The sequence below is a fragment of the Mycolicibacterium chubuense genome (assembly GCF_001044255.1).
GTDB lineage: Bacteria > Actinomycetota > Actinomycetes > Mycobacteriales > Mycobacteriaceae > Mycobacterium > Mycobacterium chubuense.
Map to the genome: position 1 here is coordinate 100,352 of NZ_JYNX01000031.1, position 22,779 is coordinate 123,130.

18 protein-coding genes and 3 pseudogenes are annotated in these 22,779 nt (G+C 69.4%); 7 read left to right on the forward strand and 14 right to left on the reverse strand.

Features of this window, described 5'->3' with window-relative positions; genetic code table 11:
* Window position 1 precedes the first annotated feature (1 nt).
* From MCHUDSM44219_RS08840 to MCHUDSM44219_RS08850, 3 genes are read left to right on the forward strand one after another with little or no spacing between them, the layout of a single operon-like run.
* Window positions 2–748, forward strand: a complete 747-nt coding sequence (locus MCHUDSM44219_RS08840) for a (Fe-S)-binding protein (protein ID WP_048417861.1) — start codon at window positions 2–4, stop codon at window positions 746–748.
* The gene (locus MCHUDSM44219_RS08845) at window positions 745–2,232 is read left to right on the forward strand and encodes a lactate utilization protein B (RefSeq protein ID WP_048417862.1); all 1,488 of its coding nucleotides are present in this window, start codon (window positions 745–747) and stop codon (window positions 2,230–2,232) included. The genes MCHUDSM44219_RS08840 and MCHUDSM44219_RS08845 overlap by 4 nt, the downstream gene beginning before the upstream one ends.
* Window positions 2,225–2,845, forward strand: coding sequence for a LutC/YkgG family protein (locus tag MCHUDSM44219_RS08850; protein WP_048417863.1), 621 nt, complete (start codon window positions 2,225–2,227; stop codon window positions 2,843–2,845). Before MCHUDSM44219_RS08845 ends, MCHUDSM44219_RS08850 begins: the two co-directional genes overlap by 8 nt.
* Here the strand turns inward: MCHUDSM44219_RS08850 and MCHUDSM44219_RS08855 are convergent.
* The 9 genes and pseudogenes from MCHUDSM44219_RS08855 to MCHUDSM44219_RS28810 all read right to left on the reverse strand — a co-directional run.
* Window positions 2,842–4,410 carry a phytoene desaturase family protein gene (locus MCHUDSM44219_RS08855; RefSeq protein WP_048417864.1) on the reverse strand — a complete coding sequence of 523 codons (1,569 nt, stop codon included), beginning with the start codon at window positions 4,408–4,410 and terminating at the stop codon, window positions 2,842–2,844. The two genes, MCHUDSM44219_RS08850 and MCHUDSM44219_RS08855, sit on opposite strands and share 4 nt — an antisense overlap.
* Before the next feature lie 88 nt (window positions 4,411–4,498).
* Window positions 4,499–4,936: a hypothetical protein gene (locus MCHUDSM44219_RS30455; RefSeq protein ID WP_157868756.1), complete on the reverse strand. Its 438-nt coding sequence runs from the start codon at window positions 4,934–4,936 to the stop codon at window positions 4,499–4,501.
* 124 nt (window positions 4,937–5,060) lie between these two features.
* Complete coding sequence (pgl, locus tag MCHUDSM44219_RS08860; protein ID WP_048417865.1) at window positions 5,061–5,792, reverse strand: 6-phosphogluconolactonase; 732 nt, start codon at window positions 5,790–5,792, stop codon at window positions 5,061–5,063.
* Entirely contained in the window at window positions 5,789–6,700 is a 912-nt protein-coding gene (opcA, locus tag MCHUDSM44219_RS08865; RefSeq protein WP_048417994.1) for a glucose-6-phosphate dehydrogenase assembly protein OpcA, read from the reverse strand. The genes pgl and opcA overlap by 4 nt, the downstream gene beginning before the upstream one ends.
* Window positions 6,697–8,226: a glucose-6-phosphate dehydrogenase gene (gene zwf, locus MCHUDSM44219_RS08870; RefSeq protein WP_048417866.1), complete on the reverse strand. Its 1,530-nt coding sequence runs from the start codon at window positions 8,224–8,226 to the stop codon at window positions 6,697–6,699. Before zwf ends, opcA begins: the two co-directional genes overlap by 4 nt.
* Before the next feature lie 42 nt (window positions 8,227–8,268).
* Window positions 8,269–9,384 (reverse strand): transaldolase, encoded by a 1,116-nt coding sequence (gene tal, locus MCHUDSM44219_RS08875; RefSeq protein WP_048417867.1) that lies wholly within the window; start codon window positions 9,382–9,384, stop codon window positions 8,269–8,271.
* A gap of 23 nt (window positions 9,385–9,407) precedes the next feature.
* Window positions 9,408–9,989 (reverse strand): annotated as a pseudogene (locus MCHUDSM44219_RS30830) (transketolase-like TK C-terminal-containing protein); the annotation flags it as partial.
* 83 nt (window positions 9,990–10,072) lie between these two features.
* Window positions 10,073–10,973: pseudogene (locus MCHUDSM44219_RS30835) on the reverse strand (transketolase family protein); the annotation flags it as partial.
* A gap of 1 nt (window position 10,974) precedes the next feature.
* Window positions 10,975–11,828 (reverse strand): annotated as a pseudogene (locus tag MCHUDSM44219_RS28810) (hypothetical protein); the annotation flags it as partial.
* A 194-nt stretch (window positions 11,829–12,022) separates the two neighbouring features.
* Here MCHUDSM44219_RS28810 and MCHUDSM44219_RS08885 point away from each other — a divergent pair.
* On the forward strand, window positions 12,023–12,967 hold the full coding sequence (locus MCHUDSM44219_RS08885) for a heme o synthase (protein WP_048417868.1): 945 nt from the start codon (window positions 12,023–12,025) through the stop codon (window positions 12,965–12,967).
* Here the strand turns inward: MCHUDSM44219_RS08885 and MCHUDSM44219_RS08890 are convergent.
* The 5 genes from MCHUDSM44219_RS08890 to mptB form a co-directional block, all read right to left on the reverse strand.
* A complete protein-coding gene (locus MCHUDSM44219_RS08890; RefSeq protein ID WP_048417869.1) occupies window positions 12,964–13,938 on the reverse strand; it encodes a quinone oxidoreductase family protein in 975 nt (324 codons plus the stop codon). The genes MCHUDSM44219_RS08885 and MCHUDSM44219_RS08890 overlap by 4 nt on opposite strands.
* An 856-nt stretch (window positions 13,939–14,794) precedes the next feature.
* Complete coding sequence (locus MCHUDSM44219_RS08895; protein WP_048417870.1) at window positions 14,795–15,823, reverse strand: COX15/CtaA family protein; 1,029 nt, start codon at window positions 15,821–15,823, stop codon at window positions 14,795–14,797.
* Window positions 15,824–15,867: 44 nt separating this feature from the next.
* On the reverse strand, window positions 15,868–16,647 hold the full coding sequence (locus MCHUDSM44219_RS08900) for an ABC transporter permease (protein ID WP_048417871.1): 780 nt from the start codon (window positions 16,645–16,647) through the stop codon (window positions 15,868–15,870).
* The gene (locus MCHUDSM44219_RS08905; protein WP_048417872.1) at window positions 16,644–17,558 is read right to left on the reverse strand and encodes an ABC transporter ATP-binding protein; all 915 of its coding nucleotides are present in this window, start codon (window positions 17,556–17,558) and stop codon (window positions 16,644–16,646) included. Before MCHUDSM44219_RS08905 ends, MCHUDSM44219_RS08900 begins: the two co-directional genes overlap by 4 nt.
* Before the next feature lie 20 nt (window positions 17,559–17,578).
* A complete protein-coding gene (gene mptB, locus MCHUDSM44219_RS08910) occupies window positions 17,579–19,237 on the reverse strand; it encodes a polyprenol phosphomannose-dependent alpha 1,6 mannosyltransferase MptB (RefSeq protein WP_048417873.1) in 1,659 nt (552 codons plus the stop codon).
* 48 nt (window positions 19,238–19,285) lie between these two features.
* Here mptB and MCHUDSM44219_RS08915 point away from each other — a divergent pair, with 48 nt between their 5' ends.
* From MCHUDSM44219_RS08915 to sufD, 3 genes are read left to right on the forward strand one after another with little or no spacing between them, the layout of a single operon-like run.
* Complete coding sequence (locus MCHUDSM44219_RS08915; protein WP_109777646.1) at window positions 19,286–20,089, forward strand: helix-turn-helix transcriptional regulator; 804 nt, start codon at window positions 19,286–19,288, stop codon at window positions 20,087–20,089.
* A 58-nt stretch (window positions 20,090–20,147) separates the two neighbouring features.
* Window positions 20,148–21,587 carry a Fe-S cluster assembly protein SufB gene (gene sufB / locus MCHUDSM44219_RS08920; RefSeq protein ID WP_048417874.1) on the forward strand — a complete coding sequence of 480 codons (1,440 nt, stop codon included), beginning with the start codon at window positions 20,148–20,150 and terminating at the stop codon, window positions 21,585–21,587.
* Window positions 21,587–22,777: a Fe-S cluster assembly protein SufD gene (sufD, locus tag MCHUDSM44219_RS08925; RefSeq protein WP_048417875.1), complete on the forward strand. Its 1,191-nt coding sequence runs from the start codon at window positions 21,587–21,589 to the stop codon at window positions 22,775–22,777. Before sufB ends, sufD begins: the two co-directional genes overlap by 1 nt.
* Window positions 22,778–22,779: the final 2 nt, after the last annotated feature.

The following is a 22,779-nucleotide window of genomic DNA, read 5'->3' on the forward strand; positions in this document are numbered from 1 at the left end:
CATGAACGTCCGGGTGGCGTTGTTCGCCACCTGCTACAACGACCTGATGTGGCCCGAGACGCCGAAAGCAGTTGTGCGGCTGCTGCGCCGCCTCGGCTGTGAGGTCGACTTCCCGCGCGGGCAGACGTGCTGCGGGCAGATGTTCACCAACACCGGCTACGCGGACGAGGCCGTGCCCGCCGTCCGGGCTTTCACCGCGGCCTTCGCCGGGTACGACGCCGTCGTCGCACCGTCGGGCTCCTGTGTGGGTTCGGTGCGCCACCAGCACCGCGACATCGCCGCACGCTCGGGCGACGCCGACCTGGCGGCACGCGTGGACGCCATCGCCCCCCGGGTGTACGAACTGTCCGAATTCCTGGTCGACGTCCTGGGGGTCACCGACGTCGGTGCGTACTTCCCGCACCGGGTCACCTACCACCCGACGTGCCATTCGCTCCGGATGCTCGGCGTGGGCGACCGGCCGCGGCGACTGCTGGAGGCGGTGCGCGGCATCGACCTCGTGGAACTCGAGCACGCCGATCAGTGCTGCGGATTCGGCGGCACGTTCGCGATCAAGAACGCGGACACCTCCGTGGCGATGGGCTTCGACAAAGCCCGGGCGGTCCGCGACACCGGGGCCGAAGTCCTTGTCGCCGGCGACAATTCATGCCTCGCCCACATCGGCGGACTACTCTCACGGCAGCGCGCCGGCATGCGGGTCATGCATCTGGCCGAGGTTCTCGCCAGCAGCGAGGAAGCGCCCGCATGACCGGGCATCCGCACGTCGGCGTCACCGGCGCATTCCTCGGACTTCCGTCCTTTCCGGTCGCCGCCAAGGCGGCGTTGGGCGATTCGGTGCTGCGCCGCAACCTCTCCCACGCGACCGGCACCATCCGCGCCAAACGCGCCCGCGTCGTCGAGGAGCTGCCCGACTGGGAGCAGCTGAGACTGGCGGCGGCGGCCATCAAAGACGCGGCGCTGCACCGCCTCGACGAGCACCTGCTGGCCTTCGAGGCGAACGCCACCGCGGCAGGGGCGACCGTGCACTGGGCGCGCGACGCGGCCGAGGCCAACCGCATCGTGGTCGATCTGGTGCGCGCACAGGACGCCACCGAGGTCGTCAAGGTCAAATCCATGGCCACGCAGGAGATCGAGCTCAACGAAGCCCTCGCCGAGGCCGGGATCGACGCCTGGGAGACCGATCTGGCCGAACTCATCGTCCAGCTCGGCGGCGACTGGCCCAGCCACATCCTCGTCCCGGCGATCCACCGCAACCGCGCCGAGGTGCGGGAGATCTTCCTGCGGGAGATGGGCCGGGCGGGCCGGCCCGCGCCCGATGATCTCACCGACGAGCCGCGCCGCCTCGCCGAAGCCGCACGGCTGCACCTGCGGGAGAAGTTCCTGCGCGCCCGGGTCGCCGTCTCGGGAGCCAACTTCGCGATCGCCGACACCGGAAGCCTGGTCGTCGTGGAGTCCGAGGGCAACGGCCGGATGTGCCTGACCCTGCCCGAGACTCTGATCTCGGTGGTCGGCATCGAGAAGGTGCTGCCGTCGTGGCGCGACCTCGAGGTACTGCTGCAGGTGCTGCCGCGCAGCAGCACAGGGGAGCGGGAGAACCCCTACACGTCGGTCTGGACGGGACCCGCCGACGGAGACGGCCCCCGCAACGTGCACATCGTGCTGCTCGACAACGGCCGCACCGGCGTGCTCGCCGACGTCGACGGCCGCGACGCACTGCGCTGCATCCGCTGCTCGGCGTGCCTGAACGTGTGCCCGGTCTACGAACGCACCGGCGGGCACTCCTATGGCTCGGTGTATCCCGGCCCGATCGGCGCCGTGCTGACGCCGCAGTTGCGGGGCACCGCGAGCGACATCGACAAATCGCTGCCCTATGCGTCGAGCCTGTGCGGCGCCTGCTTCGACGTGTGTCCCGTGCGCATCGACATCCCGTCGATGCTCGTGCACCTGCGCACCCGTGTGGTCGACGAACATCGCGGTGGCGTGCCGACGGGCGAGCAGGCGGCGATGACGGCGGCGAGCTGGCTGCTCGGCAACCACCGGCGCTTGGAGGCGCTCGAGAAGGCGGCCGCCCTCGGTGGTAAAGCCCTGCGCAGCAAGCTGTTCGGCGGCAAGGAGCGGCTGCGGTCCCTGCCGTGGCCGGCCAGTGCCTGGTCCGGAGCCCGTGATGCACCGGTGCCGCCGACGGAGTCGTTCCGGGCATGGTGGCAACGTACGGGCGGCGGCCATGAGTGACGCGCGCGACGAGATCCTCGGCCGGATACGTGCGGCGCTGGCCGATCGGCCCGCGCCGGTCGAGGTGCCGTGGCGCTACGGCGACGACGTCGGTACCGGCGATCACGACCCGGTGGAGCGGTTCCTCGAGCGGGTGGCCGACTACCGCGCGCGGGTCGACCGCGTCGACGCCGCCGACGTCGGAGCGGCGATCGCGGCAGCCCTGCCCGGGGCGCGCGCCGTGGTCGGCGATCCGGCCGTGCAGGCGGCGTGGCCGGACGCCGCGCCGTGGGTGTCCGATACCGGCCTGACGGCGGTGGAACTCGATGACGTCGACGCCGTGGTCACCACCGCGACCGTGGCGATCGCCAACACCGGCACGCTGGTGCTGGACCACGGCGTGGGCCAGGGCCGGCGAGCGCTGAGCCTCGTGCCTGACGTCCACGTGTGCGTGGTCCTGGTCGATCAGATCGTCGACGATGTGCCGAAAGCGGTTGCGCGGCTGATCGATTCGGGTGTGCACACCCGTCCGTTGACGTGGATCAGTGGACCCAGCGCGACCAGCGACATCGAACTGGACCGGGTGGAAGGCGTGCACGGTCCGCGCACCCTGCACGTCATCGTCGTCGGCTAGGGGGCGACTCCTGCCGCGGTGCCGGCCGCGCGCCGCCGGCGCGGGAGCGGCCATCGCGGTGCGCCGGCCGCCAGCGCCGCCGCTTCCATGCCGCCCACAGCGACCCCCGTGATGCCATGGCCGTTGCGAGTGCTCGCCCCGGCCAGGAACAACCCGGGAATGTTCGTGCGGGCGCCGGGTCGCCGCATCAACCATTGATCCGGCGTGCTCGCGATCCCGTAGGAGGTGCCGCTGCTGTTGCGCAGATAGCGCTCCCAGGTCAGTGGGCTGGCGGCCTCTTCATAGGCGATGGAATCCCGCACGCCGGGGATCGCCCGCTCGGTGAGGTCGAGCAGCGCATCGCGAAACTCGGTCTTGCGGCGGGCATAGGCGTCGCCGGTTCCCCAGAAGTCCGGGCGTGCCGGAGCGATCGCCATCAGCTGCAGATTGGTCTGCCCGGGTCGGCAGAGGCGTGGATTGTCCGGATCCTTCAGACTCGCCGCCGTGACGAAAACACCGTTGATCCGGAACTCCCCCCGCCCGCAGGCCGTGTAGAGGCCGTCGAGGTCGTCGTCGGTGAAGACATACCAGTTGTGAGCCGGAACCTGTTCGGCGCGCAGATCCCGGTCGAGTATCAGGTAGTCGACGAACAGCGGCGCCGCCATCTGGAAGCCGCGCACACGGTGCCGGACACGTGCCGGTACGTCGACGTCGGCGAGGAGCTGGCCGTACGTGTGTTTGATGTCAGCGGCCGAGATGACGGTCCGAGTGCTCAACTCCATTGATGCACCGCATCTGTCGGTGACCCGGACACCGCAGACGCCCTCGTCATCGGCGTGGATCCGCTCGACTTCGCTGTCGAGCACGAGTTCGCCACCGTGGTCCAGAATGACGGCTGTCAGCGCATCGACGACCGACCTTCCTCCACCTTCGGGATACCAGGCGCCGGCCAGGTAGTGCATGACGCCCACCGCGTGCATGCCGAGCGAGATCTTCGACGGCGCCACACCGTTGATTCCGTGGCACCAGTTCAGCACTGTTCGCAGCCGGGGCGAACAGCCCAGATGGTCGAACCACCGGCCCAACGTCGTCGCCGCGGTCGCCGTGGTGACCTTGGTGCGCCACACAGTCGACAACACCGACCGCGGCTCCAGCCGAACAGGGGCGGTGGCCTCCAGTTCCTGGGAGATGGTCGCGATCCGCTGCAGATGCCGATCGATGCGCTCGTGCTCATCGGGGAACTGCTCGTGGAGGCGGGCGCGAAACTCCTCGACACCGCGCGGTACTCGAAAAGCCATGTCGTCGAAGAGAAGCTGGTCGAACCCGTCGGGATCGAGTTCGCGGTAGTGCAGGTCGATCCCGAGGGGCTCCAGCACGTCGCGTAAACCGGGGTGCGAGCCTGCCCATCCGCCGATGTAGTGCAGGCCGATATCGAACTCGTACCCGTCATGGGTGAACGAGGCGGTGTTGCCGCCCGGCATGGGCTGGCGATCGACGACGACCACCCGACGGCCCAGCGCAGCGAGGTACGCGCCGGCAGTCAGTCCGCCGGTCCCGGCCCCGATGACGATCGCTTCTGCATCCATGCCGGATCCCCTGTCGCCGTGCGGCCACCCTCTGCCAACACCCGTGAGTGTGTTGCCGTCAGTGGGATCAGGGGAAGGGTATTTGGTCCTAGATGGTTCCGGGCGTCGCTCCGGCCATCGACGGTGACGGAATGGACGGCGGCGGAATCGCCGGAGGTGGCGCAATCACCGCCGGTGCGGCCGGCGCCATCACCGGCGGCGGGGCCGGCGGAGGGGGCGCGGCCGGGGGAGCAGGCGGCAGGTACGGGCTGCCCATACAGGCCGCGTCGGCGGGGTTACTCATGCAAGCCGGATCCAGTGGCCCGGTAGGCGGCGCGGGGAGTGCCGGGGGAGGCGGCGCGGGCGTGGGGAGCGCATAGGGTCCGCCCTGGCACTGCGCCACCGTCGGCATCGTCACGCACGCAGGATCATTCGGACCGGTGGGCACACCTTGCGCGGCCGCCACGCCGACTCCGCCGCCCACGGCGACGCCGGCCAGGGCCAGCATCAGCGCGCCACGCACCGCACACGACCACCGTCCGCCCATGTCCCCACACCTTTGCTACCGAGCGCTCGTTGTCCGGCCATGGTGACATAGTTGGTCGAAGAACGTGGGCAATCGGCAGGGAAGCGCAACTTTCGCAGCCGCCGATTCGGTAGCTGGGTCGGTGTCAGAGCTTGGACGCGGCAGCCTCGTCGAGCAGCCACACCGTGGCCTCGCGTCCGATCGCGCCCGCCGCGGGGATGTCGACAGGGGCGGCGCCGCCCAGCGCGGCCGCCACCGCATCGGCCTTGCCCTCGCCCGACACCACCAGCCACACCTCGCGGGAACGCTGAACGGCAGGCAGAGTCAACGTGATCCGCCGCGGCGGCGGCTTGGGGGAATCGGTCACCCCGACGACCAGCCGCTCGGTCTCCTGCACGGCGGCAGTGTCCGGGAACAGCGAGTTGACGTGCCCCTCGGGCCCCATGCCCAGCAGATGCACGTCGAATTCGGTTGCAGCCTCGGCGAACGTCTCGTTGAGCAGCTGCTCGTAGCCGGCGGCCGCGGCCTCCAGGTCGTCGCCGAACTCGCCGTCGCTGGCCGCGATCGCGTGGACGTTGACCTCGGGGATGTCGATATGGCTCAGCAGCGCCTCGCGTGCCTGCTTGTCGTTGCGTTCGTCGTCGTCTGCGGCCACGAACCGCTCATCACCCCAGTACACGTGGACCTTCGACCAGTCGACCTCGTCGCTGCGCTCCTTGACCCGCTCGAGCATCCCGATGCCGGTGCCACCGCCGGTCAACACCACACTGGCCTGCCCCCGTGCCGCAACGGCCGCGGTGATCGCGTCCACCAGACGGTCCCCGGCGGCCCTCACCAATGCGTCCTTGTCGGGGTGGCGCTCCACGACCGTGTTCACACGTACTGCACTTTCTCGATGCCCTGCAGGGCCTCGTGGTAGATCTCGTCGGCGTCGAGGCGCCGCATGTCTTCGGCCAGGCACTCGCGGGTTTCCCTGCGCGCCAACGGAACCAGCGACTCGGGTCGAGCTGTGCGGGTGAGCTTCGCGGTGACGCCGTCCTGGGGCCGGCTCAGCGTGATCGTGTCGCTGTCGCGAACCAGTTCCACCTTGAGTTCACCGACGGCACGGCGAACCGGACCGTCGATGCAGTGAGCCAACCAGCCCGCGAGCAGGTCGAGCGCCGGTTCTGTGGCCAGCCCGGATACCGTCGCCGACGTGATCGGCTCGTGCGGCGGAAGGTCGACCGCCGACGTCAGCAGCGCCCGCCAGTAGGTGATCCGGCTCCACGCCAGGTCGGTGTCACCGGGGGTGTAGCCCTTCAGGCGGCCCTTGATCGATGCCAGCGGATCGGGGGCGTTGGTGGCATCGGTGATACGCCGCAGAGCCAGCTTGCCGAGCGGATCCTCGGCGGGCACGTCGGGCGACACATCCGGCCACCACGTGACGACAGGTGTGTCCGGTAGGAGGAACGGCATGACGACGCTGCTGGCGTGAGCGGCCAGAGGGCCGGAGAGCCGCAGGCAGACGACCTCGTTGGCGCCGGCGTCACGGCCCACCCGCACCTGCGCGTCGAGCCGGGCCTTGTCGGCCAGCCGGTCACCGGGGGCGACCACCACGACACGGCAGGGATGTTCGCGGCTGGCCGCGTTGGCCGCCTCGATCGACTCCTCGAGCAGCGCTTCGGTGGTCGGGGCGATGACGAGTGTCAGCACCCGGCCTAGCGTGATCGCCCCGCCCTCTTCGCGGAGCGCGATGATCTTCTTGTTGATGACGTCGGTCGTGGTGTCCGGTAGGTCGAGGATCATGGCCGCCTCCATTCGCGGCCGGAGCGACGCAACATCTCGAATGCCGAGTCAGGCCCCCAGCCGCCCGCTTCGTACGGGTCGGGTTTTCCATGCGATGCCCAGTACTCCAAGGCGGGATCGAGGATGCGCCAAGCCAATTCGACCTCCTGATTGACCGGGAACAGCGACGGCTCACCGAGCAGCACGTCGAGGATCAACCGTTCGTAGGCTTCGGGCGACTCTTCGGCGAACGCCGAGCCGTACGAGAAGTCCATGCTGACATCGCGGACTTCCATCAGGTTGCCGGGAACCTTGGACCCGAAGCGCAGCGTGATGCCCTCGTCCGGCTGGACGCGGATCACCAGGGCGTTCTGTCCGAGCTCCTCGGTCATGGTGGCGTCGAAGGGCAGATGCGGCGCTCGCTTGAAAATGAGCGCGATCTCGGTGACCCTGCGGCCCAGCCGTTTTCCGGTGCGCAGGTAGAACGGAACGCCCGCCCAGCGCCGGGTGTCGACGTCGACGGTGATCGCCGCGAAGGTCTCGGTGGTCGAGTCCTTGGAGAATCCTTCCTCCTCCAGCAGCCCGACCACCCGCTCGCCGCCCTGCCAGCCTGCGGTGTACTGGCCGCGCGAGGTGGTTTCGTCCAGTGGCTCAGCGAGCCTGCTCGCCGAGAGCACCTTGATCTTCTCGGCCTGCAGTTCGTCGGGGGAGAAGCTGACCGGCTCCTCCATGGCCGTGAGCGCCAAGAGTTGCAGCAGGTGGTTCTGGATGACGTCACGGGCGGCGCCGACCCCGTCGTAGTACCCGCCACGGCCGCCCAGCCCGATGTCCTCGGCCATCGTGATCTGCACGCTGTCCACGTAGTGCGCGTTCCACACCGGCTCGAAGAGCTCGTTGGCAAAACGCAGCGCCAGGATGTTCTGGACGGTCTCCTTGCCCAGGTAATGGTCGATGCGGAACACCGACGATTCCGGGAAGACGTTGTTCACGATCGCGTTGAGTTCCTCGGCGCTCTCGAGATCGTGACCGAACGGCTTCTCGATGACCACGCGGCTCCAGCCGCCCTCTGACTTCTTCGCCAGACCCGTCCTCGACAGTTGTTCGAGCACCTGCGGGAACGCTTTGGGCGGAATCGACAGGTAGAACGCGTGATTACCACCGGTCCCGCGTTCGGCGTCGAGCTTGGCGAGCGTCTCCGCGAGATCCTCGAACGCCTTCGCGTCGTCGAAGGTGCCCTGGACGAAGCGGATCCCCTCGGCCAACCGGTCCCAGACCTCCTGGCGGAACGGGGTGCGGGCGTGTTGCTTGACCGCATCGAGGACGACCTGACTGAAATCCTGGTCGGCCCAGTCCCTGCGGGCGAACCCCACCAGGGCGAACGACGGCGGCAGCAGTCCGCGGTTGGCCAGGTCGTAGATCGCCGGCATCAGCTTCTTGCGGGCGAGGTCACCGGTGACGCCGAAGATCACCACGCTGCACGGGCCCGCGATGCGGGGCATGCGCTTGTCGCGCTTGTCCCGCAACGGGTTCTGCCAAGCTTCGCTCATCGTTGTTCGCTCTTCGCGCAAGCGCTCATCATCGGTGTGGAGTCACTTCTTGTCGTCGAGCTGGCCCTGGGTGGCTTCGAGCAGCTCGTGCCACGACTTCTCGAACTTCTCCACACCCTCGTTCTCGAGGACCAGGAACACGTCGGTCAGGTCGATGCCGACCGCCGAGAGCGAGTCGAAGACCTCCTGCGATTCGGCGCCGCGGCCGGTGACGGTGTCCCCGGTGACCACACCGTGGTCGGCCACCGCGTCGATCGTCTTCTCCGGCATGGTGTTCACCGTGTTCGGGGCGACCAGCTCGGTGACATAGAGCGTGTCGGAGTAGTCGGGGTTCTTCACGCCGGTCGACGCCCACAGCGGCCGTTGCACGCGCGCACCGGAAGAGCTCAGCGCCGCGAACCGGTCGCCACCGAGGAAGACCTCCTCGTATGCGGCGTAGGCCAGCCGGGCGTTGGCGACCCCGGCCTTGCCGCGCAGCGCGAGCGCCTCGTCGGTGCCGATGTCCTCGAGCCGCTTGTCGATCTCGGTGTCCACGCGAGAGACGAAAAACGATGCGACGGAATGGATCCGGGACAGATCGTGGCCGGCCTCCTTGGCCTTCTCCAGGCCCGCCAGGTACGCGTCCATCACGGCGCGGTGGCGCTCCACCGAGAAGATCAGCGTCACGTTGACCGAGATGCCCTCGGCGATCACCGCGGTGATCGCCGGCAGGCCGGCTTCGGTGGCGGGGATCTTGATCAGCAGGTTGGGCCGGTCGACGATCTTCCACAGCTCGATCGCCTGCAGGATCGTCTTATCGGTGTCGTGCGCCAGCCGCGGGTCCACCTCGATGGACACCCGGCCGTCGACGCCGCCGGACTGCTCGTAGACCTTGGCGAAGACGTCACACGCGTTGCGGACGTCGTCGGTGGTGACCGTGCGAATGGTGGCGTCGACGTCGGCGCCCCGCTCGGCGAGCTCTCTGATCTGCTTGTCGTAGGCGTCGCCCTTGGACAGTGCCGCCTGGAAGATCGACGGGTTCGTGGTCACGCCGACCACGGACTTCGTGTCGATCAGCTCCTGCAGGTTGCCCGTCTGCAGCCGCTCCCGCGACAGGTCGTCGAGCCACACCGAGACGCCTGCGGCGGACAGCGCCGCCAAGTTCTGATTCTGGGTCATGTCAATTCCTCGCTTATCGCTGGCTAGTTCGCAATGCTGCGTTCCGCTGCGGCCACCACTGCCTCTGGAGTGAACCCGAATTCGCGGAACAGGGTCTTGTCGTCGGCGGATTCGCCGTAGTGCTCGATGGAGATGATCTCGCCGGTGTCGCCGACGATCTTGTACCAGCTCTGCGCGACCGCGGCCTCGATGGCCACGCGGGCCGACACCCGCGGCGGCAGCACGCTGTCGCGGTACTCCTTGGGCTGCGACTCGAACCACTCGAGGCACGGCATCGACACGACGTAGGCCGAGATGTCCTTGTCGCGCAACATCTTCTGCGCCTCGACTGCGATCTGCAGTTCGGAGCCCGTCGCGATCAGGATGACGTCGGCATCGTCGGCGGGGGAGCCGCCGCCGAGCACGTAACCGCCCTTCTCGACACCTTCGGCGCTGGTGCCCTCGAGCACCGGGATGCCCTGACGGGTCAGGATGAAACCGACCGGGCCGCTGCCGTTGCCGCGCGCGATGATGCTGCGCCAGGCGTAGGCGGTCTCGTTCGGGTCGCCCGGGCGCACCACCGACAGGTTCGGGATGGCCCGCAACGCCGCCAGATGCTCGATCGGCTGGTGGGTGGGGCCGTCCTCACCGAGGCCGATCGAATCGTGGGTCCAGATGTAGATGGTGTCGATGTCCATCAGCGAGGCCNGCCAGATGCTCGATCGGCTGGTGGGTGGGGCCGTCCTCACCGAGGCCGATCGAATCGTGGGTCCAGATGTAGATGGTGTCGATGTCCATCAGCGAGGCCAGGCGCACGGCGGGGCGCATGTAGTCGGAGAACTGCAGGAAGGTGCCGCCGAACGCGCGGGTGGGGCCGTGCAGCACGATGCCCGACAGGATCGCGCCCATCGCGTGCTCGCGGATGCCGAAGTGCAGCACCCGGCCGTACCAGTCGGCCTCGAAGTCCGAGGTCGAGATCGACGGCGGCCCGAACGACTTCACGCCCTTGATCGTGGTGTTGTTGCTACCCGCCAGGTCGGCCGAGCCGCCCCACAGTTCGGGGAGTTTGGGGGCGACGTCGTTGAGCACCTGACCGAACGCGGCGCGGGTGGCGACGGCCTTGGAGCCCGGTTCCCAGTGCGTGATGTCGGCGTCCCAGCCCTCGGGCAGTTCCTCGGCGGTGAGCCGGTCGAGCAGCTTCTTGCGCTCGGGCTCGCGCTCGGCCCACGCGTCGAAGTCCTGCTGCCAGGCGTCGTGGGCCTCCTTGCCGCGCCCGACCAGGCCGCGGGTGTGGGTGATGACGTCCTCGCTGACCTCGAAGGTCTTGTCGGGGTCGAAGCCCAGGATCTTCTTGGTCGCGGCGACCTCGTCGTCGCCCAGCGCCGAGCCGTGCACGCCGCCGGTGTTCATCTTGTTGGGGGCCGGATAGCCGATGATGGTGCGCACAGCAATGAACGACGGCTTGTCGGTCACCTTCTTGGCTTCGGCGATAGCCTGCTCGATCCCGACGACGTTCTCGCCGCCCTCGACCTCCTGCACGTGCCAGCCGTAGGCCCGGTACCGCGCGGCGACGTCCTCGCTCAGCGCGATGTTGGTGTCGTGCTCGATGGNACGTTCTCGCCGCCCTCGACCTCCTGCACGTGCCAGCCGTAGGCCCGGTACCGCGCGGCGACGTCCTCGCTCAGCGCGATGTTGGTGTCGTGCTCGATGGAGATCTGGTTCTTGTCGTAGAACACGATCAGATTGCCCAGCTGCTGGGTGCCCGCCAGCGAGGACGCTTCGCTGGTGACGCCTTCTTCGATGTCGCCGTCGGAGGCGATGACGTAGATGAAGTGGTCGAACGGGCTCTCACCGGCCGGTGCGTCCGGGTCGAACAGGCCGCGTTCGTAGCGCGACGCCATCGCCATGCCCACCGCCGACGCCAGCCCCTGACCGAGCGGGCCGGTGGTGATCTCCACGCCCTTGGTGTGGCGGAACTCGGGGTGACCGGGGGTCTTGGACTTGACGCGTTCGTAGCGCGACGCCATCTCCATGCCCACCGCCGACGCCAGCCCCTGACCGAGCGGGCCGGTGGTGATCTCCACGCCCTTGGTGTGGCGGAACTCGGGGTGACCGGGGGTCTTGGACTTGAACGTGCGCAGCGACTCGATGTCGGACAGTTCCAGCCCGAACCCACCGAGATAGAGCTGGATGTACAGCGTGAGGCTGGAGTGGCCGCAGGACAGCACGAACCGGTCGCGGCCGAGCCAGTGCACGTCGCTGGGGTCGTGGCGCATCTGGCGCTGGAACAGCGTGTACGCCAGCGGCGCCAGGCTCATCGCCGTCCCCGGATGCCCGTTGCCGACCTTCTGGACCGCGTCGGCGGCGAGCACACGGACGGTGTCCACCGCCCGCGAGTCGAGGTCGGTCCAGTCGTCGGGATGGTTGGGTCGGGTCAGCGAAGAGATGTCTTCGAGCGTGGTCACGAGGCGCACTCCTTGACTTGGTGGGGCGTGTCGGTCCGCACCGACCACCCTAGTGCGCAACGCGCCGGGGACGCAGGGGTCATCCCACCGGCGCCGGATTCGACCCTGCGATTTCGAGGACGGACACCGGCGGTCTACCATCGCCTGTAGTAGACACCGTGCTGGACGGGCTCCGGCGAGAAGGAGTTGGTTGCGTGAGGATCCGCGAAGGCCACCTCGTCGGGGATTCGGCCGACGCGACGCCTCACGGCTTCCGCACCAAACTGCTGGGCTACCTGGGCCTGACCAAGCCGCGCGTGATCGAGCTGCTACTCGTCACCACGATCCCGGCGATGCTGCTGGCCCATCGCGGCAGCGTGGATCCGCTGCTGATCCTCAACACGCTCCTCGGCGGCATGCTCGCGGCGGCGGGGGCCAACACGCTCAACTGCGTCGCCGACGCCGACATCGACAAGAAGATGAAGCGCACGGAGCGCCGGGCGCTGGCTCGTGCCACGGTGCCCCGCAGCCACGCGCTCGTCTTCGGTCTCGCGCTGTCGGTGGCATCGTTCTTCTGGCTGTGGTGGACCACCAACATGCTCTCGGCGCACCTGGCGGGCGCCACCATCGCGTTCTACGTGCTCGTGTACACGCTGCTGCTCAAGCGCCGGACGTCGCAGAACGTCGTGTGGGGCGGCGCGGCGGGCTGCATGCCGGTGATGATCGGCTGGTCTGCGGTGACCGGGACGATCCAGTGGCCTGCGCTGGTGATGTTCCTGATCATCTTCTTCTGGACGCCGCCGCACACCTGGGCGCTGGCGATGCGCTACAAGGAGGACTACGAGGCTGCCGGCGTGCCGATGCTGCCCGTTGTCGCCACCGAGCAGCAGGTCACCAAGCAGATCCTCATCTACACCTGGCTGACCGTCATCGCGACGCTGGCGCTGGCCTTGGCCACCGGATGGCTCTACGCCTCGGTGGCGATCCTGGCCGGCACGTGGTTCCTGGTGATGGCCCATCAGCTGTACGCCGGCGTGCGGCGCGGCGAGCCGGTCAAGCCGCTGCGACTGTTCCTGCAGTCGAACAACTACCTGGCCGTCGTGTTCTGCGCGCTGGCCGTCGACTCGGCGCTGAACCTGCCGACGCTGCTGCACCTCTAGGGGACGAGCACCACCGAACCGACGGTCTTGCGGCCCTGCAGATCGCGGTGCGCCTGCTCGGCGTCGCGCAGCTCGTACCGGTTGCTCACCGTCACCGTCAGCGTGCCGTCGGCGATCGCGGTCAACAACTCGCCTGCGCGCCACGAGAATTCGTCGGGCGTGCGGGTGTGATGTGCCAGGTTCGGCCGGGTCAGGAACACCGAGCCCGCGGCGTTGAGCCGTTGCGGATCGAACGGCGGCACCGGCCCGCTGGCCGCGCCGAACAACGCCAGGGTGCCGCGCACCGCGAGGCTGGCCAGACTCGCCTCGAACGTCGAGGCACCGACGCCGTCATAGACCGCCTCGACCCCGTTGCCGTCGGTCAGCTCGCGGATGCGGGCGCCGAAGGCCTGCGGATCGTCCGGGTAGTCGAGCACCTCGACCGCGCCGGCCTGCCGCGACAGTTCGGCCTTGTCCGGGGTGGAGACCGTCGTGATCACCGACGTCGCCAGGCTGGTCGCCCACTGCGTCAAGATCAGCCCGACGCCCCCGGCGCCGGCGTGCACCAGCACGGTGTCGCCCTGCTGGATCGGGTACGTCGACTTGATCAGGTAGTGCGCCGTCATCCCCTTCAGCAGCGCCGAGGCGGCGACCTCGGGCGCCACACCCTCGGGGACGTAGGCGACGAAATCCGCGGGCGCCACGCAGTACTCGGCGTAGGCCCCCTGGGCCTGGGCGGTGACCACGCGGTCGCCGACGTTCAGTGCCGCCACCTCGTCGCCGACCGCCTCGATGGTGCCGCAGACCTCGGTGCCGACGACGAACGGCAGCTCACGCGGATACAGGCCCGAGCGGAAGTAGGTGTCGATGAAGTTGACGCCGATCGCCTCGGCCTTGATCAGCACCTCGCCGGGTCCGGGAGCCGGCTGCGGCTTCTCGACGTAGGACAGGACTTCCGGCCCGCCGGTCTCGGCGACTTCGATGGCGTACATAGGTACCCATCATGCCTTCCTCGGTAGCATCGGTCCGGCCATGAAGCTCGCGCGTCCGGACGTCTTCCATCCCCGCATCGTGCTGGCCGGCTGCCCGGCGCTGCCCGAGGGCGACGGCGATGACGCGGGGTTGGTGGAGGCGCTGCGCGCACGAGGTCTGCATCCGCGCTGGCTGTCCTGGGACGACCCCGCGACGCTGCGTGCCGACCTGGTGATCCTGCGGGCGACGTGGGACTACACCGAGCGGCTCGCGGAGTTCCTCGCCTGGACGCGGCAGGTGCCGCACCTGCTCAACCCCCCGGCGGTCGTGGCGTGGAACACCGACAAGCACTACCTGGCCGACCTGGCCGCCGCCGGCGTGCCGACGGTGCCGAGCGCGTTCTTCGCGCCGGGCGAGCGGGCGCACATCCCGGACGGGGAGGTCGTGGTGAAGCCGGCCGTCGGCGCGGGATCGGTGGGCGCGTTGCGCTTTCGGGACGCCGACGCGGCACGCGCGCACGCGGCGGCGCTGCAGGACACCGGACAGACCGCGCTGGTGCAGCCGTTCGATCCGCGAGTGGCCGACGGCGAGACGGCGCTGGTGTTCCTGCGCGGCCAGCAGTCGCACGCCTTCACCAAGGGGCCGATGCTGCCCCCGCCGGGGCGGGCGCCGGTGTTCGACGAGTCGGGCACCTACGCCGAGGAACGGCTCCGGCCCGCCGAGCCGGATTTCGAGCTGTGGGACCTCGGGCACGCGGCGCTCGCCGCTGCGGCCGGGCATCTCGGCATCCGGGTCAGCGATCTGCTCTACGCGCGCGTCGACGTGCTCGGCGACGCCGCGGCGCCGGCGCTGCTGGAGTTGGAGCTCGTCGAGCCGTCACTGGGTTGGCGGCAGCTCGACCCCACCGGCCGGTCCCGGCAGCAGCGCCTCTTCGCCCTCGGTGTCGAGGCGGCGCTCGAGGAGTTCGGGCTGGGCCCGTTCGCGCATCGACGCCCATAGCGCAGCCGTCGCCGCGGTGCAGGCAGCCGCCCCCGCGACGTGGAAGGCCACCAGGACGGCGGGCACCCCGGTGTTGAACTGCACCGCACCGAGCAGGCCCTGCGCGACGACCAACGCCACCAGGACGCCGAGCCGCCTCAGCACCGGCCGTGACGTGCGGGCCGCGACCAGACCGAACGCCAGCCCGATCAGCAGCGCCAGATACGCCACCAGCAGCGACGAGTGCAGGTGCACGAGCGTGGTGATCTCGACCTGCAGGCGCGGCACCGGCCGCTCGACGCTCTTGTCGCCGGCGTGCGGGCCCGCGCCGGTGACCATCGTTCCGGTGACCAGGACGGCCGACAAGGTGACGCCGCACAGCGCGGTCAACTGGCGCAACGGTTTCGGCGCCCGTCGCACCGGTACCCCGTCGTCCGGTTGCCCGATCTTGGCGTAGAGCAGCACCGCCAGCCACACCATCGCCATCGACACGAGCAGGTGCACAGCCACGGTCCACCACAGCAGCCCGGTGAGCACGGTGATGCCCCCGATGACGGCCTGCAGCACCGTCGACGCCGGCATCAGCCACGCGTAGATCAGCACCTCGCGGCGGCGGCGGGCCCGGGTGACCGCGAGGACGGCGGCGGCCGCGGTCAGCACGACGAGGAACGTGATCAACCGGTTGCCGAACTCGACGGCCTGGTGGATGACAGGCACCTCGGCGTGCGGCACCGGCGTGAAACTTCCGGGGAAGCACTGCGGCCAGGTCGGGCAGCCCAGCCCGGAGGCGGTGACGCGGACGATGGCCCCGGTGACGGCGATGCCGCCCTGGGTCAGGATCACGGCCGCGGCGACGATGCGCTGCACCCGCAGGCTGGGTTCGGGGAGCAGGTCGACGAGCCGCAGGAAGAGTCGTCCGACGGGCACGTGTCGATGGTAGAGCCCGGCTAACTACCGCTCGTAGTAGGGGCTCAGGTGAAGCGGAACCAGCGCAGCGCGCACAGGGCGGCGACCGCCCCCCAGACCGCCATCACCGCCAGGCCGAACCAGTCCACCGACAGCGTCATCGCCCGGGTCAGCGCCTCGGTCAGCGCACCCGACGGAGTCAGCCGCGCCACCCACTGGACGGCGCGCGGGACCACGGAGCCCTCCACGGTCAGCGCGCCCAGCCCGGCGAACACGAACCACATCAGGTTGGCGACCGCGAGCACGATCTCGGCTTTGAGCGTGCCGCCCAGCAGCAGACCCAGCGCGGCGAACACCGCCGTGCCCACTGCGATGATCACGGCGCCCAGCGCCAGCCCGGCCACCGCGGGCCGCCAGCCCAGCGCGACGCCGATCACGCCGAGCAGGATGGACTGCAGGAACACCACGGTCACGACGGCCAGCGACTTGCCGGCGATGATGCCCCACACGGGCAGTGCCGTGGCGCCGAGTCGCTTGAGCGCGCCGTAGCGGCGGTCGAACGCGACGGCGATCGCCTGGCCGGTGAAGGCGGTGGAGATGACGGCCAGCGCCATGATCGCGGGTGCGAACGTCGCTGCACGGTCGGGGCCGAACGAGCCCAGCGGCAGCAGCGTCAGCCCGATCAGCAGCGTGATGGGGATGAACATCGTCAGCAGCAGCTGCTCGCCGTTGCGCAGCAGCAGCCGCAGCTCCAGCCCGTACTGCGCGGTCAGCATCCGCGGCACCGCGGCCGGGCGCGGATCGGGGCGGAACGTGCCCGGCGCGAAGCGATTCGGCTGGGTCATTTGCGCAACTCCCGCCCCGTCAGTTCGAGGAAGACGTCCTCGAGGCTGCGCTGCTCGACCCGCATGTCGGTGGCCAGCACGTCGAGCCGGGCGCACCACGCGGTGACGGTCGCCAGGACCTGCGGGTCGATGCGGCCCTCGACGAGGTACTCACCTGGAGACGTCTCGGTGGCCCGGTAACTCTCCGGGAGCGCGGCGATCAGCAGTGACAGGTCGAGCATGCGGGGCGCACGGAACCGCAGCTGGTTCTCGGCGCCGTTGCGCATCAACTCCGTCGGGGTGCCGCTCGCCACGGCCGCGCCGCGGTCGATGATCAGGATGCGGTCGGCCAGTTCCTCGGCCTCGGTGAGCTGGTGGGTGGTCAGCACGACGGTGACGCCGTCGCGTCGCAGCGCGTCGATCAGCTCCCACACCACCAGGCGGGCGTGCGCATCCATCCCGGCCGTCGGTTCGTCGAGGAACACCAGCTCGGGCCGTCCGACCACGGCGCAGGCGAGCGCGAGCCGCTGCTGCTGACCGCCGGAGAGCCGCCGGTAGGTGGTGCGCGCCGAGTCGGTCAGGCCGAGCGTGTCGAGCAGCCACTTCGGATCCAGCGGGTTGGCGGCGTAGGAGGCGACGAGGTCGAGCATCTCGCCCGCGCGGGCGGCCGGGTAGGCACCGCCGCCCTGCAGCATCACGCCGGTGCGGGCACGCACCGCGGCGTTGTCGGACACCGGGTCCAGACCCAGGATCTCGATGGTGCCGCCGTCGGGCCGCAGGAACCCTTCGCACATCTCGACCGTGGTCGTCTTACCGGCCCCGTTCGGGCCGAGCAGGGCGAAGACTTCGGCGGGACCGACGTCGAGGTCGAGGTCGGACACCGCCACCGTCGAGCCGTACTGCTTGCGCACACCACGCAGCCGCACGGGCATCGACGAAGCGGGGTGGGGGGTCACGGAGATTCAGCGTAGGCGTCGGACTTCGCGGGCGGCGCGACCGGCTCGTCCACCCGGCCCGACGCCGCCTTCGGCACCGCCCGCCACGGCAGCCACCGATAGGTCATCGCGATCAGGGCCAGCACGATCACGGTGCTGGCCAGCGTCGCCAGCACGATCTGGAACAGGGCGAACCGGTCCCCGTTGGCGGTGGGGCCGAAGATCCCGACGATCAGCGTGACCGCGATGACCGCGGCGCGGAATCCCGGCCGGGTGGCCCACGCGGCGAGCGGGATGATCGCCCACAGCAGGTACCAGGGCTGGACGACGGGGAACAGCAGCACGGTCACCCCCAGCGCGACACCCAGGCCGCCCACCGGGTGCAGCCGGCCGCGCAGCACCGCGAACAGCAGCCAGGTGACGATGATCGCGATCAGGCTCACACCGATGGCACGGGTCAGCGCCAGGACAGCGGTGGTGTGGTCGCCGAGGCCCAGCAGGATGCCGACCTGCCCCGTGCCCAGCGCCAGCAGCGTCGGCGGCGACATCCAGCTGCGCACCACGTTCGCGGTGCCCAGCGTGAACAGCCAGCCGAACCCGAGGCCGCTGGCCCAGCCGATCAGCGCCATCACCGCCAGCGACACGGCGCCCAGCGCGCCGCCGGCGAGGAAGAACGCCTTCACGGTGCCGCCCCAGCGGTTCGCCAGCGCCATCGCGACGAACCCCAGCGCCAGCAGGCCCGGCAGCTTCACCTGCGAGGACATCGTGATCAGCACCGTGCCGGCCAGCAGCATGCCGGGGGCGTACCAGCGGCCGCGCGCGGCCACCGAGGAACTCGAGATCGCCGCGATGCCGCGCAGCGCGAACTCGGTGCCGGCGAGCATCAGCCCGAGCATCAGCGCCTCGTTGTGGATGCCGGCCACCAGGTGCATGAACAGCAGCGGGTTGGTCGCGCCCAGCCACAGCGCGCTGACCTCGGCGACGCCGCAGCGGCGTGCCAGCCGGGGTGTGGCCCAGACGATCAGGCCGACCCCCAGCAGCACCATGAGCCGGTGGAAGAGCACCGCCTCGACGATGTTCTCCCCGGTGATCGCCGAGATGCCGCGCCCGATCCACAGGAACAGCGGCCCGTACGGCGCGGGGGTCTCCCGCCACAGGCTCGGCACCGACAGCGTGAACACATGGTCGAGGCCCAGGCCGGGTGCCGGTCCCACCCGGTAGGGATCGCTGCCCTGCAGCGAGATCTCGCTCTGCGCGAGGTAGGAGTAGACGTCCTTGCTGTACATCGGCGGCGCGATCAGCAGCGGCAGCGCCCACAGCAGCAGCGTGCGGTCGACCTGGCTGCGCGTCATTCGCCGCTTGCCCAGCGCGAAACGGCCGAGCATCAGCCAGGCCAGGGTCATCATCACCGCGCCGGTGGTCGTCATGGTCAGCGAGACCGTCTGGATGCGGGACGGCAGGTTGAGCAGCCGGACCCCGAACGTGGGATCCTGGACCACGGGTCGTGCGCCGGCGCCCAGGGCGCCGATCGCCATCAGCACGGTGCCCGTCGCCCCGAACAGGCGGGTGCGGTGCAGCGCCACCACTTCGGCGTCGTCGAGGGGGCTGCCGACGGTCCGCTCATCGCCGTGCAGGCCGGCGATCGACGTGCTGAGCGAATGTCGGCGGGCTGCCACTCAGGCAGCGTAGCGGGCGGATATTCCCGCTCCTTCGGCCATCGCGGTGTGATGATCCCGACGGTGCCGATAAGGGTGGCCTTGGTGGACCCGCCCCCCGAATTGCGTCACACTGGTGTTGTGAAAATCCGTTCGGAGGGCACGACTGTGCCGTCGACGGCGCCTTCCGGGGCGCCTTCCACGGTGCCGCCGCATGCTGCCGACGGTGACACCAGGACGGCGATCGTCAAGTTGCTGCTGGAGTCGGGCCCGACGACCGCGGGCAGCATCGGCGAGCGCCTCGGGCTCTCGGCCGCCGGCGTACGCCGGCACCTCGACGCATTGATCGAGGCCGGTGACGCCCAGGCGAAGTCGGCCGCGGCGTGGCAGCAGGAGGGCCGCGGCAGGCCCGCCAAGCGCTACCAGCTCACCGCGGCCGGCCGCGCCAAACTCGAGCACACCTACGACGACCTGGCTTCGGCGGCCATGCGGGCGCTGCGCGAGATCGGCGGTGACGACGCGGTACACACCTTCGCCCGCCAGCGCATCGACACGATCCTGGCCGGTGTCGAACGGGTTGCGGCCAGCGCCGGCCCCGACGACGTCGAAGCCGCGGCCGACCGGGTCGCCGACGCGTTCAGCCGCGCCGGATACGCGACCACCACCACGCAGGTGCGCGGACCGGTGCGCGGGGTGCAGATCTGCCAGCACCACTGCCCGGTCTCGCACGTCGCGGAGGAATTCCCCGAACTCTGTGAAGCCGAACAGCAGGCGATGGCCGAGGTTCTGGGTACCCACGTGCAGAGGCTGGCGACCATCGTGAACGGCGACTGCGCCTGCACCACCCACGTCCCGCTGAACCCGACCGCATGACAGCCTCGGCGCACGGCCCGCGCCGAAGCCCCGACACGAACAAAAGGAGTGTGTCGCAATGACACTCACACCGGAGGTCAAGCCCGAGGCGTTGACCCAGGAGGAGACCATCGCCTCCCTGGGCAAGTACGGCTATGGCTGGGCCGACTCCGACGTCGCGGGGGCCAGCGCGCAGCGCGGCCTGTCCGAGGCGGTCGTCCGGGACATCTCGGCGAAGAAGAGCGAGCCCGAGTGGATGCTCGACATCCGCCTCAAGGCGCTGCGCACCTTCGACAAGAAGCCGATGCCCAACTGGGGTTCCAACCTCGAGGGCATCCACTTCGACAACATCAAGTACTTCGTGCGGTCCAGCGAGAAGCAGGCCGCCACGTGGGACGACCTGCCCGCCGACATCAAGAACACCTACGACAAGCTCGGCATCCCCGAGGCGGAGAAGCAGCGCCTGGTCTCCGGTGTGGCCGCGCAGTACGAGTCCGAGGTGGTCTACCACTCGATCCGGGAGGACCTCGAAGCCCAGGGCGTCATCTTCCTGGACACCGACTCGGGTCTGCGGGAACACCCGGAGCTGTTCCGGGAGTACTTCGGCACCGTGATCCCGGCCGGCGACAACAAGTTCTCCGCGCTGAACACCGCGGTGTGGTCGGGCGGCTCCTTCATCTACGTGCCCAAGGGTGTACACGTCGACATCCCGCTGCAGGCCTACTTCCGGATCAACACCGAGAACATGGGCCAGTTCGAGCGCACGCTGATCATCGTCGACGAGGACGCCTACGTGCACTACGTCGAAGGCTGCACCGCGCCGATCTACAAGAGCGACTCGCTGCACAGCGCGGTCGTCGAGATCATCGTCAAGCCGGGTGGCCGCTGCCGCTACACGACCATCCAGAACTGGTCGAACAACGTCTACAACCTGGTGACCAAGCGGGCCCGCGCCGAGGCCGGCGCAACCATGGAATGGGTCGACGGCAACATCGGCTCGAAGGTCACGATGAAGTACCCGGCGGTGTGGATGACCGGTGAGCGCGCCAAGGGCGAGGTGCTGTCGGTGGCGTTCGCCGGCGAGGGCCAGCATCAGGACACCGGCGCCAAGATGCTGCACCTGGCGCCGAACACGTCGAGCAACATCGTCTCCAAGTCGGTGGCGCGCGGCGGTGGCCGGGCGTCCTACCGCGGCCTCGTCCAGGTCAACAAGGGTGCGCACGGGTCACGCTCGAGCGTCAAATGCGATGCGCTGCTGGTCGACACGATCAGCCGCAGCGACACCTACCCCTACGTCGACATCCGCGAGGACGACGTCACGATGGGCCACGAAGCCACCGTGTCCAAGGTCAGCGAGGATCAGATGTTCTATCTGATGAGCCGCGGGCTGACGGAGGACGAGGCGATGGCGATGGTCGTGCGCGGCTTCGTCGAGCCGATCGCCAAGGAGCTCCCGATGGAGTACGCGCTGGAGCTCAACCGGCTGATCGAGCTGCAGATGGAAGGCGCGGTCGGCTAGTGGCGGGTACGAATCTGAGCGAGGCAGTGGAGGGTTCGGCACTGTCCGCGGCGAACAAGGGTGAGCTCTTCGCCTCGTTCGACGTCAACGCGTTCGAGGTGCCGGGCGGCCGCGACGAGATCTGGCGGTTCACGCCGCTGAAGCGGCTGCGCGGCCTGCACGACGGTTCGGCGGTCGCGACCGGCACCGCGACCATCGAGGTCGCCGCGCCCGACGACGTCCGCGTGGAGACCGTTGCGCGCGATGACGCTCGCCTCGGCGAGGCCGGTGCGCCGGCCGATCGGGTTGCCGCGCAGGCCTACTCGTCGTTCACCTCCGCGACGCTGATCGACATCCCGAAGAACGCCGTGGTGCGCGACCCGATCGAGGTCACGATCACCGGCCCCGGCGAGGGGGAGACGGCGTTCGGGCACCTGCAGATCCGGGTCGGCGAGCTGGCCGAGGCGGTCGTCGTCATCGACCAGCGCGGGAGCGGAACCTACGCCGACAATGTCGAATTCGTCGTCGGCGACGCGGCGACGCTGCGCGTCGTGTGGATCGCCGACTGGGCAGACGACGTAGTGCACGTCAGCACCCACCACGCGGCGCTGGGCCGCGACGCCGTGCTGCGTCACGCCGCGGTCACCCTCGGCGGTGACGTGGTCCGGATGACCGGCCGCGTCCGCTACACCGCGCCCGGCGGCGATGCCGAACTGCTGGGGCTGTACTTCGCCGACGACGGCCAGCATTTCGAATCCCGGCTGCTGGTCGATCACGCTCAGCCGAACTGCCGCTCCAACGTCATGTACAAGGGTGCGCTGCAAGGCGATCCGGAGTCGCGTAAACCCGACACCCACACCGTCTGGGTGGGCGACGTGCTGATCCGGGCCGAGGCCGCCGGCACCGACACCTTCGAGGTCAACCGCAATCTGGTGCTGACCGACGGGGCCCGGGCCGACTCCGTGCCCAACCTCGAGATCGAGACGGGCGAGATCGTCGGCGCCGGACACGCCAGCGCCACCGGTCGTTTCGACGACGAGCAGCTGTTCTATCTGCGTGCGCGCGGCATTCCGGAGGACCAGGCCCGGCGCCTGGTGGTCCGCGGCTTCTTCAACGAGATCATCGCCAAGATCGCCGTGCCGACCGTCCGCGACCGTCTGACCGAAGCCATCGAACGAGAACTGGCCATCACCGAAGCGAGAAGTAACTGAAC